The sequence below is a fragment of the Achromobacter sp. 46006 genome, from assembly GCF_059761975.1.
Genome location: NZ_JCBANN010000007.1, coordinates 103,595 through 120,464, shown reverse-complemented (window position 1 = coordinate 120,464; position 16,870 = coordinate 103,595). Strand labels below are relative to the sequence as shown.

General features: G+C 64.7%; 14 protein-coding genes. 13 read left to right on the top strand and 1 reads right to left on the bottom strand.

Translation table 11 applies throughout. The features are described 5' to 3' along the window. The 13 genes from AC6LKG_RS06320 to AC6LKG_RS06260 all read left to right on the top strand — a co-directional run bounded on the left by AC6LKG_RS06320 (position 1) and on the right by AC6LKG_RS06260 (position 15,923). Entirely contained in the window at positions 1–1,257 is a 1,257-nt protein-coding gene (locus tag AC6LKG_RS06320; RefSeq protein WP_006389211.1) for an NADH-quinone oxidoreductase subunit D, read from the top strand. A gap of 48 nt (positions 1,258–1,305) precedes the next feature. Then, positions 1,306–1,800, top strand: a complete 495-nt coding sequence (gene nuoE, locus AC6LKG_RS06315; RefSeq protein WP_006389212.1) for an NADH-quinone oxidoreductase subunit NuoE — start codon at positions 1,306–1,308, stop codon at positions 1,798–1,800. Beyond that, positions 1,797–3,164, top strand: a complete 1,368-nt coding sequence (gene nuoF / locus AC6LKG_RS06310) for an NADH-quinone oxidoreductase subunit NuoF (RefSeq protein ID WP_006393405.1) — start codon at positions 1,797–1,799, stop codon at positions 3,162–3,164. Before nuoE ends, nuoF begins: the two co-directional genes overlap by 4 nt. A gap of 15 nt (positions 3,165–3,179) precedes the next feature. Beyond that, positions 3,180–5,507 carry an NADH-quinone oxidoreductase subunit NuoG gene (gene nuoG / locus AC6LKG_RS06305; RefSeq protein WP_498163546.1) on the top strand — a complete coding sequence of 776 codons (2,328 nt, stop codon included), beginning with the start codon at positions 3,180–3,182 and terminating at the stop codon, positions 5,505–5,507. After that, positions 5,507–6,580: an NADH-quinone oxidoreductase subunit NuoH gene (gene nuoH, locus AC6LKG_RS06300; protein WP_049055051.1), complete on the top strand. Its 1,074-nt coding sequence runs from the start codon at positions 5,507–5,509 to the stop codon at positions 6,578–6,580. Before nuoG ends, nuoH begins: the two co-directional genes overlap by 1 nt. A 21-nt stretch (positions 6,581–6,601) precedes the next feature. After that, the gene (nuoI, locus tag AC6LKG_RS06295; protein WP_006389216.1) at positions 6,602–7,090 is read left to right on the top strand and encodes an NADH-quinone oxidoreductase subunit NuoI; all 489 of its coding nucleotides are present in this window, start codon (positions 6,602–6,604) and stop codon (positions 7,088–7,090) included. Positions 7,091–7,107: 17 nt separating this feature from the next. Then, positions 7,108–7,758: an NADH-quinone oxidoreductase subunit J gene (locus tag AC6LKG_RS06290; RefSeq protein WP_236754990.1), complete on the top strand. Its 651-nt coding sequence runs from the start codon at positions 7,108–7,110 to the stop codon at positions 7,756–7,758. Next, the gene (nuoK, locus tag AC6LKG_RS06285) at positions 7,755–8,063 is read left to right on the top strand and encodes an NADH-quinone oxidoreductase subunit NuoK (protein WP_006217969.1); all 309 of its coding nucleotides are present in this window, start codon (positions 7,755–7,757) and stop codon (positions 8,061–8,063) included. The genes AC6LKG_RS06290 and nuoK overlap by 4 nt, the downstream gene beginning before the upstream one ends. Positions 8,064–8,080: 17 nt before the next feature. Beyond that, complete coding sequence (gene nuoL, locus AC6LKG_RS06280) at positions 8,081–10,138, top strand: NADH-quinone oxidoreductase subunit L (RefSeq protein WP_421426457.1); 2,058 nt, start codon at positions 8,081–8,083, stop codon at positions 10,136–10,138. Further along, positions 10,135–11,637, top strand: a complete 1,503-nt coding sequence (locus AC6LKG_RS06275) for an NADH-quinone oxidoreductase subunit M (RefSeq protein WP_155864728.1) — start codon at positions 10,135–10,137, stop codon at positions 11,635–11,637. The genes nuoL and AC6LKG_RS06275 overlap by 4 nt, the downstream gene beginning before the upstream one ends. Before the next feature lie 9 nt (positions 11,638–11,646). Next, complete coding sequence (gene nuoN / locus AC6LKG_RS06270; RefSeq protein ID WP_498163545.1) at positions 11,647–13,131, top strand: NADH-quinone oxidoreductase subunit NuoN; 1,485 nt, start codon at positions 11,647–11,649, stop codon at positions 13,129–13,131. Positions 13,132–13,143: 12 nt separating this feature from the next. Continuing rightward, positions 13,144–13,473, top strand: coding sequence for a DUF2818 family protein (locus tag AC6LKG_RS06265; RefSeq protein WP_498163544.1), 330 nt, complete (start codon positions 13,144–13,146; stop codon positions 13,471–13,473). A gap of 200 nt (positions 13,474–13,673) precedes the next feature. After that, complete coding sequence (locus tag AC6LKG_RS06260) at positions 13,674–15,923, top strand: TonB-dependent receptor (RefSeq protein WP_498163543.1); 2,250 nt, start codon at positions 13,674–13,676, stop codon at positions 15,921–15,923. Between the two features lie 66 nt (positions 15,924–15,989). Here the strand turns inward: AC6LKG_RS06260 and serB are convergent, their stop codons facing one another. Next, entirely contained in the window at positions 15,990–16,847 is an 858-nt protein-coding gene (serB, locus tag AC6LKG_RS06255; RefSeq protein ID WP_498163542.1) for a phosphoserine phosphatase SerB, read from the bottom strand. Positions 16,848–16,870 lie beyond the last annotated feature (23 nt).

The following is a 16,870-nucleotide window of genomic DNA, read 5'->3' as shown; positions in this document are numbered from 1 at the left end:
ATGGCAGAAATCAAGAACTACACGCTCAACTTCGGCCCGCAGCACCCGGCCGCCCACGGCGTGCTGCGCCTGGTGCTCGAGCTGGACGGCGAAGTCATCCAGCGCGCCGACCCGCACATCGGCCTGCTGCACCGCGCCACCGAAAAGCTGGCCGAGCACAAGACCTACATCCAGGCGCTGCCCTACATGGACCGCCTGGACTACGTGTCCATGATGTGCAACGAGCACGCCTACGTCATGGCCATCGAGAAGCTGCTGGGCGTCGAAGCCCCGTTGCGCGCGCAGTACATCCGCGTGATGTTCGATGAAATCACGCGCCTCTTGAACCACCTGATGTCGCTGGGTTCGCACGCGCTGGACGTGGGCGCCATGGCGGTGTTCCTGTACGCCTTCCGTGAACGCGAAGACCTGATGGACTGCTACGAAGCGGTCTCGGGCGCGCGCATGCACGCGGCCTACTATCGTCCGGGCGGCGTCTACCGCGACCTGCCGGACACCATGCCGCAGTACGGCGAGACCAGCAAGTATCGCGGCGAGAAGGAAGTGCGCGTCATGAACGACGCGCGCTCGGGCTCGCTGCTGGACTTCATCGAAGACTTCACCAACCGCTTCCCCGCCTGCGTCGACGAGTACGAAACCCTGCTCACCGACAACCGCATCTGGAAGCAGCGCCTGGTCGGCATCGGCGTGGTCGATCCCGACCGTGCCAAGGCGCTGGGCTTCACCGGCCCGATGCTGCGTGGCTCGGGCGTGGCCTGGGACCTGCGCAAGATGCAGCCCTACGAAGTCTACGACCTGCTCGATTTCGACATCCCCGTCGGCGTCAACGGCGACTGCTACGACCGCTACCTGGTCCGCATCGCCGAAATGCGCGAGAGCAACCGCATCATCCGCCAGTGCGTGGAATGGCTGCGCAACAACCCGGGCCCGGTCATGATCGAGAACCACAAGATCGCCCCGCCCAAGCGCACCGCCATGAAGACCAACATGGAAGAGCTGATCCACCACTTCAAGCTCTTCACCGAAGGTTTCCACGTGCCCCCGGGTGAAGCGTTCGCCTCGGTGGAGCACCCCAAGGGCGAGTTCGGCATCTACCTGGTGTCGGACGGCGCCAACAAGCCGTACCGCCTGAAGATTCGGGCGCCCGGCTTCGCCCACCTGCAATCGCTGGACGAAATGTCGCGCGGTCACATGATCGCCGACGCCGTCACCATCATTGGTACGCAGGACATCGTTTTCGGCGAGATCGATCGCTGATCCGCCCAGAACCGTCACGAGCACGCCCGCATAACCCGGATTCAAACTATGCTGCTTTCCGAACAGGCCTACCAGAAAATCGACCGAGAACTCGCCAAGTTCCCGGCCGACCAGCGGCAGTCCGCCATCATGGCCTCTCTTGCCATCGCGCAGGAAGAGAAGGGCTGGTTGGCTACCGACATCATCGAAGATGTGGCCAACTACATCGGCGTCCCGCCCATCGCGGTGCAGGAAGTCGCCACCTTCTACAACATGTTCGACGTCAAGCCCGTCGGCAAGACCAAGATCGCGGTCTGCACCAACCTGCCCTGTGCCTTGCGCGACGGCGAACGCGCCGGCGACTACCTCAAGCGCAAGCTGGGCGTGGACTACCGCGAAACCACCGCTGACGGCCAGTTCACCCTGGTCGAGGGCGAGTGCATGGGCGCCTGCGGCGATTCCCCCGTGCTGATCGTGAACAACAAGCATATGTGCGTGCGCATGACCGAAGAGAAGCTGGACGCGCTGGTCGCGGCCCTCAAGGCGCAAGGAGAGTCGGCATGAACGCGCCCGACATCTACAAGCAGTTCGCGCAGGGCCTGGAGCCCAACCCGCTGAACGACCTGTCCAATTCGATGTGCCTGCACGGCCGTCACATCAAGCCGCAGATCATGGCCGACGTCGACGGCGCCAACTGGCGCCTGGCCGACTACGTCAAGCGCGGTGGCTACGAAGCCCTGCGCAAGATCCTCACCACCGGCATGAAGCCGGAAGACGTCATCGCCGAAGTCAAGGCGTCGGGCCTGCGCGGCCGTGGCGGCGCGGGCTTCCCGACCGGCCTGAAGTGGAGCTTCATGCCGCGCGCCTTCCCGGGCCAGAAGTACCTCGTCTGCAACTCGGACGAAGGCGAACCCGGCACGTTCAAGGATCGCGACATCCTGCGCTTCAACCCGCACATCGTGATCGAAGGCATGGCGATCGCCGCCTACGCGATGGGCATCAGCGTAGGCTACAACTACATCCACGGTGAAATCTTCGAAGTCTACGAGCGCTTCGAAGAAGCCCTGGAGGAGGCGCGCGCCGCCGGCTTCCTGGGCGACAAGATCCTGGGTTCGGAATTCAACTTCCAGCTGCACGCGTTCCACGGCTACGGCGCCTACATCTGTGGCGAGGAAACCGCGCTGCTGGAATCGCTGGAAGGCAAGAAGGGCCAGCCGCGCTTCAAGCCGCCGTTCCCGGCCAGCTTCGGCCTGTACGGCAAGCCCACCACCATCAACAACACCGAAACCTTCGCGGCGGTGCCCTGGATCATCCGCAACAGCGGCCAGGCCTACCTCGAAGTTGGCAAGCCCAACAACGGCGGCACCAAGCTGTTCTCGATCACCGGCGACGTCGAGCGTCCCGGCAACTACGAGATCCCGCTGGGCACCCCGTTCTCGACCCTGCTGGAACTGGCGGGCGGCATGCGCGGCGGCAAGAAGCTCAAGGCCGTGATCCCCGGCGGTTCGAGCGCCCCGGTGCTGCCGGCCGACATCATGATGGAAACCACGATGGACTACGACGCCATCGCCAAGGCGGGTTCCATGCTGGGTTCGGGCGCCGTGATCGTCATGGACGAGACGCGCTGCATGGTCAAGTCGCTGCTGCGCCTGTCGTATTTCTATTTCGAGGAAAGCTGCGGCCAGTGCACGCCGTGCCGCGAAGGCACCGGCTGGCTGTACCGCATGGTGCATCGCATCGAAAACGGCCACGGCCGTCCGGAAGATCTGGACATGCTGGACAACGTGGCCGGCAACATCATGGGCCGCACCATCTGCGCCCTGGGTGATGCCGCCGCCATGCCCGTGCGTGGCTTCCTCAAGCATTTTCGCGACGAATTCGCGCACCACATCGAGCACAAGTCGTGTGTGGTTCCGCAATATCTGTAGGTCTCAGGAACAGCAATGGTTGAACTAACCGTCGACGGCAATACGGTAGAAGTGCCCGAGGGCAGCATGGTGATGCATGCGGCCCAGAAAGTCGGGCTTTACGTGCCGCATTTCTGCTACCACAAGAAACTGTCCATCGCGGCCAACTGCCGCATGTGCCTGGTCGAAGTGGAAAAGGCGCCCAAGGCGCTGCCCGCCTGCGCCACCCCCGTGACGAACGGCATGGTCGTGCACACCTGCTCCGAGAAGGCTCGCGCCGCTCAGAAGTCGGTGATGGAATTCTTGCTCATCAATCACCCGCTCGACTGCCCGATCTGCGATCAGGGCGGCGAATGCCAGCTGCAGGACCTGGCCGTGGGCTACGGCGGCTCTTCCTCGCGTTACCAGGAAGAAAAGCGCGTGGTGTTCCACAAGGACCTGGGCCCGCTGGTTTCCGCCGAGGAAATGAGCCGCTGCATCCACTGCACCCGCTGCGTGCGCTTCGGCCAGGAAATCGCCGGCGTCATGGAACTGGGCATGCTGGGCCGTGGCGAGCACTCCGAGATCACCTCGTTCGTGGGCCGCTCGATCGAGTCCGAACTGTCGGGCAACATGATCGACATCTGTCCGGTGGGCGCGCTGACCTCCAAGCCCTTCCGCTACAGCGCCCGCACCTGGGAACTGGCCCGTCGCCGTTCGGTCAGCCCGCACGACAGCCTGGGCGCCAACCTGGTGGTCCAGGTCAAGGGCGACCGCGTGATGCGCGTGGTGCCGTTCGAGGACGAAGCCATCAACGAATGCTGGATCAGCGACCGCGACCGCTTCTCGTACGAAGGCCTGAACAGCGAAGACCGCCTGGCCGCCCCGATGATCAAGGGCGCCGACGGCAAGTGGCAGGAAGCCTCCTGGGCCGACGCCCTGGCCGCCGTGGCCCAAGGCCTGTCGCGCGTGCGTGACAGCTTCGGCGCCGGCCAGATCGGCGCCCTGGCGTCCGAATACGCCACCACCGAGGAATACGCGCTGCTGGGCCGCCTGGTCCGCGCGCTGGGTTCCGAGAACATCGATTTCCGCCTGCGCCAGACCGACCCGGCCTTCGACGCCGCGCTGACCGGCGCGCCGTGGCTGGGCATGCCGATCGCCGAACTCGACAACCTGGACCGCGTCCTGGTGGTCGGCTCGTTCCTGCGCAAGGACCACCCGCTGATGGCCCAGCGCCTGCGCCAGGCCGCCAAGCGCGGCACGCAGATCCTGATGGTCGACAGCGCCGCCGACGATCCCCTGATGCCGGTCGCCGGCCGCCTCACCGTGGCCCCGTCCGAGCTGCCGCGCGCCCTGGCCGAAGTGGCCGTGGCCCTGGCGCAAGCCAAGCAAGCCGCGGTGCCGGCCGAGTTCGCCTCGGTCACGCCGGGCGAGAACGCCAAGATCATCGCCGCCAGCCTGGCATCGGGTGCCAACACCGCCGTGCTGATGGGCAACCTGGCCGTGGCCAGCGCCCAGGCCTCGACCCTGGCCGCCAACGGCCGCGCCGTGGCCGATCTGGCCGGCGGCAAGTTCGGTTTCCTGACCTCCGGCGGCAACACCGTCGGCGGCTACCTGGCCGGCGCCATCCCGGGCAAGGGCGGCAAGAACGCCGCCGCCATGCTGGCCGAGCCGCTCAAGGCCTACGTGGTGCTGCACGCCGAGCCGCTGCTGGACGCTGACAACGGCCAGCAGGCCATCGCCGCGCTGCGCGGCGCGCAGTTCGCCGTGGCCCTGACGCCTTACCGTTCGGCCGCGGCCGAATGGGCCGACGTCATGCTGCCGGTGGCGCCGTTCACCGAAACCTCGGGCACGTTCGTCAACGCCCAGGGCCTGGCCCAGAGCTTCAAGGGCACGGTCGCGCCGTTCGGCCAGACCCGTCCGGCCTGGAAGGTCCTGCGCGTGCTGGGCAACGTCCTGCACCTGGCCGGCTTCGATGACGAAACCTCCGAGTCCGTGCGCGACGCCGCGCTGGCCGGCGGCGTCGAAGGCCGCCTGTCCAACGACATCAAGGCCCCGCTGGGCCTGGGCCAGCCCCTGACCGGGCTGGAACGCGTTGCCGACGTGCCGATCTACCGTACCGACGCCATGGTGCGCCGCTCGGAGCCGCTGCAGGCCGCGCCGGCCTCGAAGCTGCCCGCCGCGCGCATGAACGGCAACACGCTCACCAGCCTCGGCCTGACCGCCGGCGTCAAGGTGCGCGTGACGGGCGGGCAGGGCGCTGTCGAACTCGAAACCGTGCAGGACGACGCCGTGGCCGATCGCGCCGTGCGCATCGCCGCAGCCTTTGAAAATACCGCAGCCCTGGGTGGCGCATTTGGTCAACTCAGCGTGGAGCGTGCCTGATGGAATGGCTCAATGTTCTTGAAAGCCAGGGAACGGCATTGCTGGGCCCGACGGTCTGGATGGTCCTCTGGACCCTCATCAAGATCGTGGTCATCGCCGTGCCCATCATCCTGTGCGTCGCCTACCTGACGTACTGGGAGCGCAAGATGATCGGCGCCATGCACGTGCGCATGGGCCCGAACCGCGTCGGTTTCAAGGGGCTGCTGCAGCCGTTCGCCGACGTGTTCAAGCTGCTGACCAAGGAAGTCGTGGTCCCCAGCCAGGCCAACAAGGTGCTGTTCGTCGTGGCCCCCGTGGTCACGCTGATGCCGGCGCTGGCCGCCTGGGCGGTGGTGCCGTTCGGCCCCGACGTGGTCCTGGCCAACGTCAACGCCGGCCTGCTGTACATCATGGCCATCACGTCGATCGGCGTGTACGGCGTGATCGTCGCCGGCTGGGCCTCGAACTCGAAGTACGCGTTCTTGGGCGCGCTACGCGCCTCGGCCCAGATGCTGTCGTATGAACTGGCCATCGGCTTCGTGCTGGTGACGGTGCTGCTGGTGTCCGGCAGCCTGAACATGTCCGAGATCGTGCATGTGCAGAACCGCGGCTGGTTCGCCGACAAGGGCCTGACGTTCCTGTCCTGGAACTGGCTGCCGCTCTTGCCGCTGTTCGTGATCTACGTGATCTCGGCCGTGGCCGAAACCAACCGCCACCCGTTCGACGTGGTGGAAGGCGAATCGGAAATCGTGGCCGGCCACATGGTCGAATACTCGGGCATGGCCTTCGCGCTGTTCTTCCTGGGCGAATACGCCAACATGATCCTGCTGTCGTGCATGGCGTCGATCATGTTCCTGGGCGGTTGGGCTTCGCCGATCGACATCGCGCCGCTGACCTGGATCCCGGGTTGGATCTGGCTCGGTCTCAAGACGTTCGTCGTGGTTTCGTTGTTCGTATGGTTCCGTGCGTCGTTCCCGCGTTACCGCTACGACCAGATCATGCGTTTGGGCTGGAAGATCTTCATCCCGCTGACCGGTGTTTGGCTGGTCATTGTGGCGATCTGGATGCAGACGCCCTGGAACATTTGGCGCTAAGCCGCCAGGCAGAGGCAGGATATGGAAGCGATCAAAGATTTCTTCGGCAGCTTGATGCTGGCCGAACTGCTCAAGGGCATGCGCCTGACGGGCAAGTATTTCTTCAAGCGCAAGGTCACCTTGCGCTACCCGCAGGAAAAGACGCCGACCTCGGCGCGTTTCCGCGGCCTGCACGCGCTGCGTCGCTACCCCAACGGGGAAGAGCGCTGCATCGCGTGCAAACTGTGTGAAGCCGTGTGCCCCGCGCTGGCCATCACCATCGAGTCGGACCAGCGTGACGACGGCACCCGCCGCACCACGCGCTACGACATCGACCTGACCAAGTGCATTTTCTGCGGCTTCTGTGAGGAAAGCTGCCCCGTGGACTCGATCGTGGAAACGCACATCCACGAATACCACGGCGAAAAGCGCGGCGACCTGTATTTCACCAAAGACATGCTGCTCGCCGTGGGCGACCGCTACGAAGCCGAAATCGCCCGCCGCCGGGCCGAAGACGCTCCCTACCGTTGAGCCCAGGGTCCTGATCCATGACTTTTACCACTGTCCTGTTTTACATACTGGCCGCCGTGCTGGTGATCGCGGCGTTCCGCGTGATCACCGCGCGCAGCCCGGTCACCGCCGTCCTGCACCTGATCCTGGCGTTCGCCAACGCGGCCATGCTGTGGATGCTGCTGGGCGCCGAGTTCCTCGCGCTGCTGCTGGTGCTGGTGTACGTGGGCGCCGTGATGGTGCTGTTCCTGTTCGTCGTCATGATGCTGGACATCCGCATGGATGCCCTGCGCCAAGGCATGAAGACCTACCTGCCGCTGGGCCTGGTGATCGGCCTGGTGATGGTGCTGGAAATGGCCTTCGTGCTGGGGTCGACCTGGTACGGCTCGGGCCCGCAAGCCCCGGTCGCCGGCGACTACAACAACGCCCGCGCCCTCGGTGAAGCGATGTACACGCACTACATCTACGCCATCGAAGTCGGCGCCGCGCTGCTGCTGGTCGGCATGGTCGCCGCCATCGCGCTGACCCTGCGCCGCCGCCGCGATGTCAAGTACAACGACCCGGTCGCCGCCGTCCGCGTGCGCTCGAAGGACCGCTTCCGCATGGTGAGCATGCCCGCCCAGAGCGAGCGCGCCCAGGCTCAGAACGGCACCGCCGCGCCCGCCGCGCCCCAAGGAGAAAAACAATGACGCTGACGCTGGCCCATTACCTGATCCTGGGGGCGATCCTGTTCGCCATCGGGATCTTCGGCATCTTCCTGAACCGCCGCAACCTGATCATCCTGCTGATGTCCATCGAGCTGGTGCTCCTGGCCGTCAACATGAACTTCGTGGCGTTCTCCAGCTGGTTCGGCGACACCGCCGGCCAGGTGTTCGTGTTCTTCATCCTGACCGTGGCCGCCGCCGAAGCGGCGATCGGCCTGGCTATCCTGGTGCTGCTGTTCCGCAACCTGAACACGATCAACGTTGACGAACTCGATCGCCTGAAGGGCTGACGGGGTATTGGAAGAAAATGTCTAGCTCACCCAATCTCTACCTGCTCATCGCGCTGGCGCCGCTGGCCGGAGCAATCCTCGCGGGCCTTTTCGGCACCGGGTTCCTGGGCCGTCCGATCGGCCGCCGCGCCTCGCACGTCATCACCATCCTGGGCGTGCTCATCTCCGCCATCGGTTCGGTGGTGGTGCTGGGCGACGTGCTCAACGGCCTGCGCTTTGATGGCGCGGTCTACACCTGGAGCCTGATCGGCCAGACCAAGCTGGAAATCGGCTTCCTGATCGATCCGCTGTCGGCCATGATGATGGTCGTGGTGACCTCGGTGTCGCTGATGGTGCACATCTACACCATCGGCTACATGGCCGACGACCCCGGTTACCAGCGCTTCTTCTCGTACATCTCGCTGTTCACGTTCTCCATGCTGATGCTGGTGATGTCGAACAACATGGTGCAGCTGTTCTTCGGCTGGGAAGCCGTGGGTCTGGTGTCGTACCTGCTGATCGGTTTCTGGTATACCCGCCCGACCGCGATCTTCGCCAACATGAAGGCGTTCCTGATCAACCGCGTCGGCGACTTCGGTTTCGTCCTCGGCATCGGCCTGCTGTTCGCCTACGCCGGCACCATGCACTACGGTGAAGTGTTCGCCCAGGCAGACAAGCTGTCCAAGCTGACGCTGCCCGGTTCGGACTGGATGCTGCTGACCGTGGCCTGCATCTGCCTGTTCATCGGCGCCATGGGCAAGTCGGCGCAGGTGCCCCTGCACGCCTGGCTGCCCGACTCGATGGAAGGCCCGACCCCGATCTCCGCGCTGATCCACGCCGCCACCATGGTGACGGCCGGCATCTTCATGGTCGCGCGCTTCTCGCCGCTGTTCGAGCTGTCGGACACCGCGCTGTCGTTCATCATCGTGATCGGCGCCATCGGCGCGCTGTTCCTGGGCATCCTGGGCATCATCCAGAACGACATCAAGCGCGTGGTGGCGTATTCGACGCTGTCGCAGCTGGGCTACATGACCGTCGCGCTGGGCGCCTCGGCCTACTCGGTGGCGATCTTCCACCTGATGACGCACGCGTTCTTCAAGGCGCTGCTGTTCCTGGGCGCGGGCTCGGTCATCATCGGCATGCATCACGACCAGGACATCCGCAACATGGGCGGCCTGCGCAAGTACATGCCCATCACCTGGATCACCTTCCTCTTGGGCACGCTGGCCCTGGTCGGCACGCCGTTCTTCTCGGGTTTCTACTCGAAGGAACACATCATCGAAGCGGCCGGCGCCGCCCACGTCTGGGGCGCCAGCTTCGCCTACTACGCCACGCTGATCGGCGTGTTCGTGACCTCGCTGTACTCGTTCCGCGTGTACTTCCTGGTTTTCCATGGCAAGGAACGCTTCGACACCAGCGACCACGGTCATGGCCACGGCCACGACGCGCACGGCCATGACGACCACGGTCACGACGACCACGGTCACGACGACCATGGCCACGGCCACCACGGCGGCAAGCCGCACGAGTCGCCCTGGGTCGTGACCCTGCCGCTGATCCTGCTGGCGATTCCGTCGGTGCTGATCGGCGCCTGGGCGGTGGATCCGATGCTGTTCGGCAAGTTCTTCAACGGCGTGATCACGGTGCTGCCGCAGCATCCGGCCATGCACGAACTGCACGAAGAATGGCACGGCTGGGTCGCCTTCGGCCTGCACGCCTTCCAGACCCTGCCGTTCTGGCTGGTCGTGGCCGGCGCGGTCATCGCCTGGTACTGCTATCTGATCAACCCGAAGGTCCCGGCCGCGATCAAGTCGAGCCTGTCGGGCGTGAACAAGGTGCTTGAGAACAAGTACTACGTCGACTGGGTCAACGAGCAGATCATCGCCCGCGGCCTGCGCTGCCTGGGCCGTGGCCTGTGGCAGACCGGCGACCGCGGCATCATCGACGGCCTGCTGATCAACGGCAGCGCCCGCGTGGTGGGCTGGGTGTCGGCGATCAGCCGCCACCTGCAGTCCGGCTTCATCTATCACTACGCGTTCGCGATGATCATCGGCATCATGGCGCTGGTGACTTTCTTTGTGCTGATTCCCCAATGATGGCAAGCGAGATGGCATCCAACACTTTCCCCTGGCTCACGCTTGCGATCTTTGTCCCGATCGTATTCGGCCTGCTGGTGCTGGCGGTGGGCCGTGACGACCGTCCCGGTCTGACGCGCGGCCTGTCGCTGGTCGGCTCGATCGCCGGCTTCCTCGTCACGATCCCGCTGTACACCGGGTTCGACTCCAAGACGGCTGCCATGCAGTTCGTCGAGAAGACCTCCTGGATCGAAGCCTTCAACGTCAACTACCACCTGGGCGTGGACGGCATTTCGCTGTGGTTCGTGCTTCTGACCGCGTTCATCACCATCATCGTGGTGCTGGCCGGCTGGGAAGTCATCACCAGCCGCGTGTCCCAGTACATGGCCGCCTTCCTGATCCTGTCGGGTCTGATGGTGGGCGTGTTCTGCGCGCTGGACGGCATGCTGTTCTACGTGTTCTTCGAAGCCACGCTGATCCCGATGTACATCATCATCGGCGTCTGGGGCGGACCGAACCGGGTGTACGCCGCCTTCAAGTTCTTCCTCTACACCCTGATGGGCTCGCTGCTGACGCTGGTGGCCTTCGTCTACCTGTGGAACGCCTCGGGCGGTTCGTTCGACATCCTGACCTGGCAGCAGACCAAGCTGGGCTACACCCCGCAGATCCTGATCTTCGTGGCGCTGCTGGCGGCGTTTGCCGTCAAGGTGCCGATGTGGCCGGTGCACACCTGGCTGCCGGACGCCCACGTCGAGGCGCCCACGGGCGGCTCCATCGTGCTGGCCGCGATCATGCTGAAGCTGGGCGCCTACGGTTTCCTGCGCTTCTCGCTGCCGATCGCGCCCGACGCCTCGCACAGCCTGGCCGGCCTGATGATCACGCTGTCGCTGATCGCCGTGATCTACATCGGCCTGGTCGCGATCGTGCAGGACGACATGAAGAAGCTGGTGGCCTATTCGTCGGTCGCCCACATGGGCTTCGTCACCCTGGGTTTCTTCATCTTCAACACGGCCGGCGTCGAAGGCGCCATTGTGCAGATGATCTCCCACGGCTTCGTCTCGGGCGCCATGTTCATGTGTATCGGCGTGCTCTATGACCGCATGCACTCGCGCCGCATCGCCGACTACGGCGGCGTGGTCAACGTGATGCCGCGCTTCGCCACGTTCTTCATCCTGTTCTCGATGGCCAACAGCGGCCTGCCGGCCACCAGCGGTTTCGTCGGCGAGTTCATGGTGATCATGGGCGCGGTCGAGCACAACTTCTGGATCGGCCTGCTGGCGGCCACCGCGCTGATCCTGGGCGCCTCGTATTCGCTGTGGATGGTCAAGCGCGTGGTCCTGGGCGACGTCGCCAACGACCACGTCCGCGAGCTGACCGATATCAACCGCCGCGAATTCGTGATTCTTGGCGTGATGGCGATCGCCGTGCTGTACATGGGGATCTATCCCAAGCCCTTCACCGACGTGATGCACGTGTCGGTCGAGGCCCTGCTGCAACACGTTGCCGTCTCGAAACTGTAAGACAAGACAATGATGCAATCCCAAATCGATTTCGCCCTGGCGACACCGGAAATCCTCCTGCTGGTTTTCGGCCTGGCTATCCTGCTCGTCGACGCGGTCAGCAATCACCCCGAGCGCAAGCCGACGTTCCTGCTGACCATGCTGGCGCTGGGCGTGCTGACCGTGGTGTCGGCGCTGCAGTGGAAGAACGGCGTCACGGGTTCGACCTTCAATGGCCTGTACGTCACCGACGAGCTGTCGCACCTGCTCAAGATCGCCTCGTATATCGCGGTGGCGGTGACGCTGGTCTACGGCCGCGTCTACGCCCAGCTGCGCGACATGATGCGCGGCGGCGAACTGTACGTGCTGACGCTGTTCGCCCTGCTGGGCCAGATGGTGATGATCTCGTCGGGCAACCTGATCTCGATCTACCTGGGCCTGGAGCTGATGTCGCTGGCGCTGTACGCGTTGATCGCGCTGCGTCGCGACAACGTCGTCGCCACCGAAGCCGCCATGAAGTACTTCGTGCTGGGCGCGCTGGCCTCGGGCTTCCTGCTGTACGGCATGTCGATGGTCTACGGCGCCACCGGTCATCTCGACCTGGCCGAAGTCTCCAAGGTCATCGCCGCCGGCAAGGCCGAGAAGCTGGCCCTGGTGTTCGGCATCGTGTTCCTGGTTTCGGGCCTGGCGTTCAAGCTCGGCGCCGTGCCGTTCCACATGTGGGTGCCGGACGTCTACCAGGGTTCGCCGACCGCGGTCACGCTGATCCTGGGCGGCGCGCCCAAGCTGGCGGCCTTCGCCATCACGCTGCGCCTGCTGGTCGACGGCCTGCACGGTCTGGCGGCCGACTGGCAGCCGATGCTGATGATCCTGGCGGTGCTGTCGCTGGCGATCGGCAACCTGACCGCCATCGCGCAGACCAACTTCAAGCGCATGCTGGCCTACTCGACCATCTCGCACATGGGCTTCGTGCTGCTGGGCTTGATGTCGGGCTCGGTGGCCGGCAAGCCGGAACTGGCCTCGGCCGCCTACGGCGCCTCGCTGTTCTACATGCTGACCTACGTGCTGACCACGCTGGCCAGCTTTGGCATCGTGCTGCTGCTGTCGCGCCAGGGCTTCGAGTGCGAGCAGATCGACGACCTGAAGGGCCTGAACCGCCGCAGCCCGTGGCATGCCGCCATCGTGCTGCTGCTGATGTTCTCGCTGGCCGGCATTCCGCCGCTGGTGGGCTTCTACGCCAAGCTGGCGGTGCTGCAGGCGCTGGTCAGCGCCGGCCACGTCACGCTGGCCGTGATCGCGGTGGTGTTCTCGCTGATCGGCGCGTTCTACTACCTGCGCGTGGTCAAGGTCGTGTACTTCGACGAGCCGGCGGCCGATGCCGCCCCGATGTCGGCCACTTGCGGCCAACGCGGCGTGCTGTCGGTCAACGGCCTGCTGATCCTGGTGCTGGGCCTGTTGCCCGGCGGCCTGATGGCCCTGTGCGTGCAGGCCATCCGCAGCTCGCTCAGCCTGTAAGCCTGTCGGGCCATGAACCAGACCCTGGCGGTATGGCTCCTGATCGCGCTGGCCCTGGTCAGCGCGAACCTGCCCTTCCTGACGGAGCGCGTGTTCGCCGTGCTGCCGTGGAAGCGGGGCGGGGCGGATGCCGTCAAGCCGTTCTGGCTGCGCCTGGTCGAGGTGCTGGTGTTCTATATGATCGTCGGCGCGCTCGGTTTCGCCTTCGAGTCCGTGCTGGGCAACCGCTTCTCGCAGACCTGGGAGTTCTACGCCATCACGCTGAGCCTGTACCTGGTGCTGGCCTATCCCGGTTTCGTGTACCGCTATCTGTTCAAGAGGCATCCGCGGCTGCGGACATGAGCGATTCGCCCGCTAGCACAATCCACGCAGACGCCCCGCCCGGGGCGTTTTTCTTTGGCGCCAACGTTACCGTCGAATACGGCTTTCGTGGTGAATTCCCATCAGGTTCGCGCGCTTCCGCGTGACCACGTCCTATTTCCCCCTGCAACCGGAGTTGGCTCCATTTTCCAGTCCAGAATCGCAGCCTGTCATAAACGAGAATGGTTTCCATTCGTGTATTGGAGAGATGGGTCGTGAGACTGGAAGATTCGTACGCGTTGAATACATTGGCCGGTTCGTTGGCCGCGGCCGTCGCGGTACCCGCGCTGTTCATCAGTCCCTATGCGATGGCGCAGTCCGGTGCGAACGGTGTCACCCAATTGGCGCCGGTCCAGGTCGAGGGCGAGGATTCGCCCTATCAACCGGACAGCGCGCAGTCACCGAAGATGACCGCGCCCCTGCTGGACACGCCTCGCTCGGTGCAAGTGGTACCCAAACAGGTCATGTCCGATCAGGCGGCGAGCTCCCTCCAGGATGTGCTGCAGAACTCGCCGGGCATTACCTTCGCCGCTGGCGAAGGCGGACGCGCGGGCGGCGACCTGCCCATCATCCGAGGTCAGAACGCCGCCAGCAGCTTGTTCCTCGATGGGGTGCGCGACGTCAGCATGCAGGCGCGCGACACCTTCAACCTGGAGCAGGTCGAGATCATCAAGGGGCCCGATTCGGTCTATGCCGGCCGCGGCGGCGCGGGTGGCAGCATCAATATGGTCAGCAAGGCCCCCAAGGCCAAGGATGCCATCGAGGCTACCGGCCAGATCGGCACCGATCGCAACTACCGAGCAACCATCGACAGCAACTGGCGATTGGGCGAAAAATCGGCTTTCCGCTTGAACGTCATGGGCGCCAAAGGCGACGTGCCGGGCCGCGACAAGGCGGTGAATTTCGAGCGGTGGGGCGTGGCGCCGTCACTGACGCTGGGCATGGGCACGCCGACCCGCATCACGCTCAGTTACTACCACTACCAGAATGACAGCATGCCGGATTATTCCATTCCGTACGACCCTCAAGTGGGTCTGCCGGTCACGGAGACTCTCGGCATCAGCCGCAAGAACTTCTACGGCCTGGCCGGGCGCGATTTCATGAAGACTCGCGATGATTTGGCCACTCTCGACTTCCAGCACGATTTTTCCGACAGGCTCAAGTTGCGCAACGTGCTGCGATATGGCCATGAAACCGCCGATTATCTCGCCACGCAGCCCAATCTCACGCTGGCAAATCTCCCCACGGGAGTGGTGGACAGGCCGGCATATGGCAGGTACTTCGTCACCAAGGCATTCACCAACCAGACCGACTTGAGCGGCGAGTTCAATACTGGCGGGATCAATCACGCGTTCGACCTGGGTTTCGAATACAGTACCGTCAAACAAACCATGGCGCGGAACAACGACCAGGTTCTGGTATCGGATGGGGTCACGGCATGCCCGGACACGCTGGCGCACACCTCGTTGCGTAACCCCGATCCGAACGTGCCCTACCCTTGCCGCACCGCCCGCGGTTTGCCGGCTCCTTATGCCACCGACACGATGGCGCTGTATGCCTTCGACACCATCAAGTTCGGCGCGCAATGGCAGGCCAGTGCGGGCCTGCGCTGGGATAACTACCGCACCAGCGGCCGGCCCTCGGCAACGGAACACTACAGCCGCACAGACAATCTGCTGAACTACCAGTTGGGCCTGGTCTACAAGCCCGTACCGGAAGGCACGATCTATGCAACTTACGGTACGGCGTCCACGCCGTCCGCTGTCGCCGGCACCACGGCATCCGACATCTTGAGGAGAGGCCGAGATGAGGCCGCGGGTCCGGAAAAGAGCCGTTCGGTGGAGGCTGGCGTCAAATGGCAGATGTTCGGCGAACGCCTGACGCTCTCGGGCGCGGTGTTCCAGGATACGCGTAGGAACACCAACGTCGAGGTGTTGCCGAACGAGTACGAACAGGTCGGCCAGACACGTGTGCGTGGACTCGAGCTGGGTTTCTCGGGGGCCATCACGCCGGCCTGGAACGTCTATGGTGGCTATATCTTCATGGACAGCAAGCTGATCCGTGGCGGCCGCCGAGACATTGGCGCTGTGGGGCAGGACCTGCCGAATACGCCGCGCAACGCGTTCAGCCTGTGGTCTTCCTACAAAGTTCTGCCCCAACTGACGCTGGGCGGCGGCGCCTACTATGTCGCCAAGGCGTATGGCAATGCGGATGCGAGCTTCGATGCCAACGGGGCGCCCAGGGCGCGCTGGGTGCCGTCGTATTGGCGCTTCGACGCGATGGCGAAATACAGCGTGAATCCCAGTCTGTCGGTGCAACTCAACGTGCTGAACCTGTTCGATCGGACCTTCTACACGCGGGCCCGGCCGAGTAACCACGCCGCGCTCGGCACGGGCAGGGCGGCGCTGCTGTCGGTGAGAATGCGCTACTGATCGACGCTGGCAGACAGGAAAGCCACCTTCGCGGTGGCTTTCCGGGGTGCCGCGGCTGTGCGGCGATCAGCCTTCGAACCAGTTCAGCACGCCGTCCAGGCCGGAAACATTCAGCGCGTAGCGCGTCTGCTGCCGCACCAGCGGCTTGGCGTGGTAGGCCACCGGGAAGCCGGCGGCGCCCAGCATCTTCAGGTCGTTGGCGCCGTCGCCCATGGCGATGACCTGTTCCTTGGTGGCGCCGTGGGTGCGGGCGAACTCGCGCAGGTAGACGGCCTTGGCGTCGGCGTCCAGGATGTCGCCCAGCACGCGGCCAGTCAGCACGCCGTTGTCGATTTCCAGCGTGTTGGCGTGGGCGCTGTCCAGCTTCAGGCGTTCGCGCAGGCGGTCGGTAAAGAAGGTGAAGCCGCCGGACACCAGCAGCACCTTGATGCCAGCCGCCTGGGCGGTGGTGATCAGCCGTTCGGCGCCCGGGTTCAGGCGCAGCTTCTCGGTGTAGACCTGTTCCAGCGCTTCGGCCGGCACGTCCTGGAGCAGCGCCACGCGGCGGCGCAGGCTTTCGGCGAAGTCCTTGATCTCGCCGCGCATCGCGGCCTCGGTGATCTCCGAGACCTTGTCCTTGACGCCGGCCACGCCGGCGATTTCGTCGATGCACTCGATGTTGATGAGCGTCGAGTCCATGTCCATGGCCAGCACCTTGCAGTGCGACAGCTTCAGGCCGGCTGGCACGAAGGCGGTGTCGACGCCATGGCGCTCGGCCCAGGCCACCACGTCGGCGCGGGTGGCGTCGTCGTGCTGCACGTCGAGCAGGCGGGCGGCGGTGGCGCTGATGCGGGCCACGCCTTGCGCCTGCGCCAGGGCGGCGAGCTGTTCGGCGTGTTCGACCGTCAGGCCGGGGGATTGGACGACGAGGTGGTGGATAGTCATAAAAGTGAGAAGGTCGGATCGGG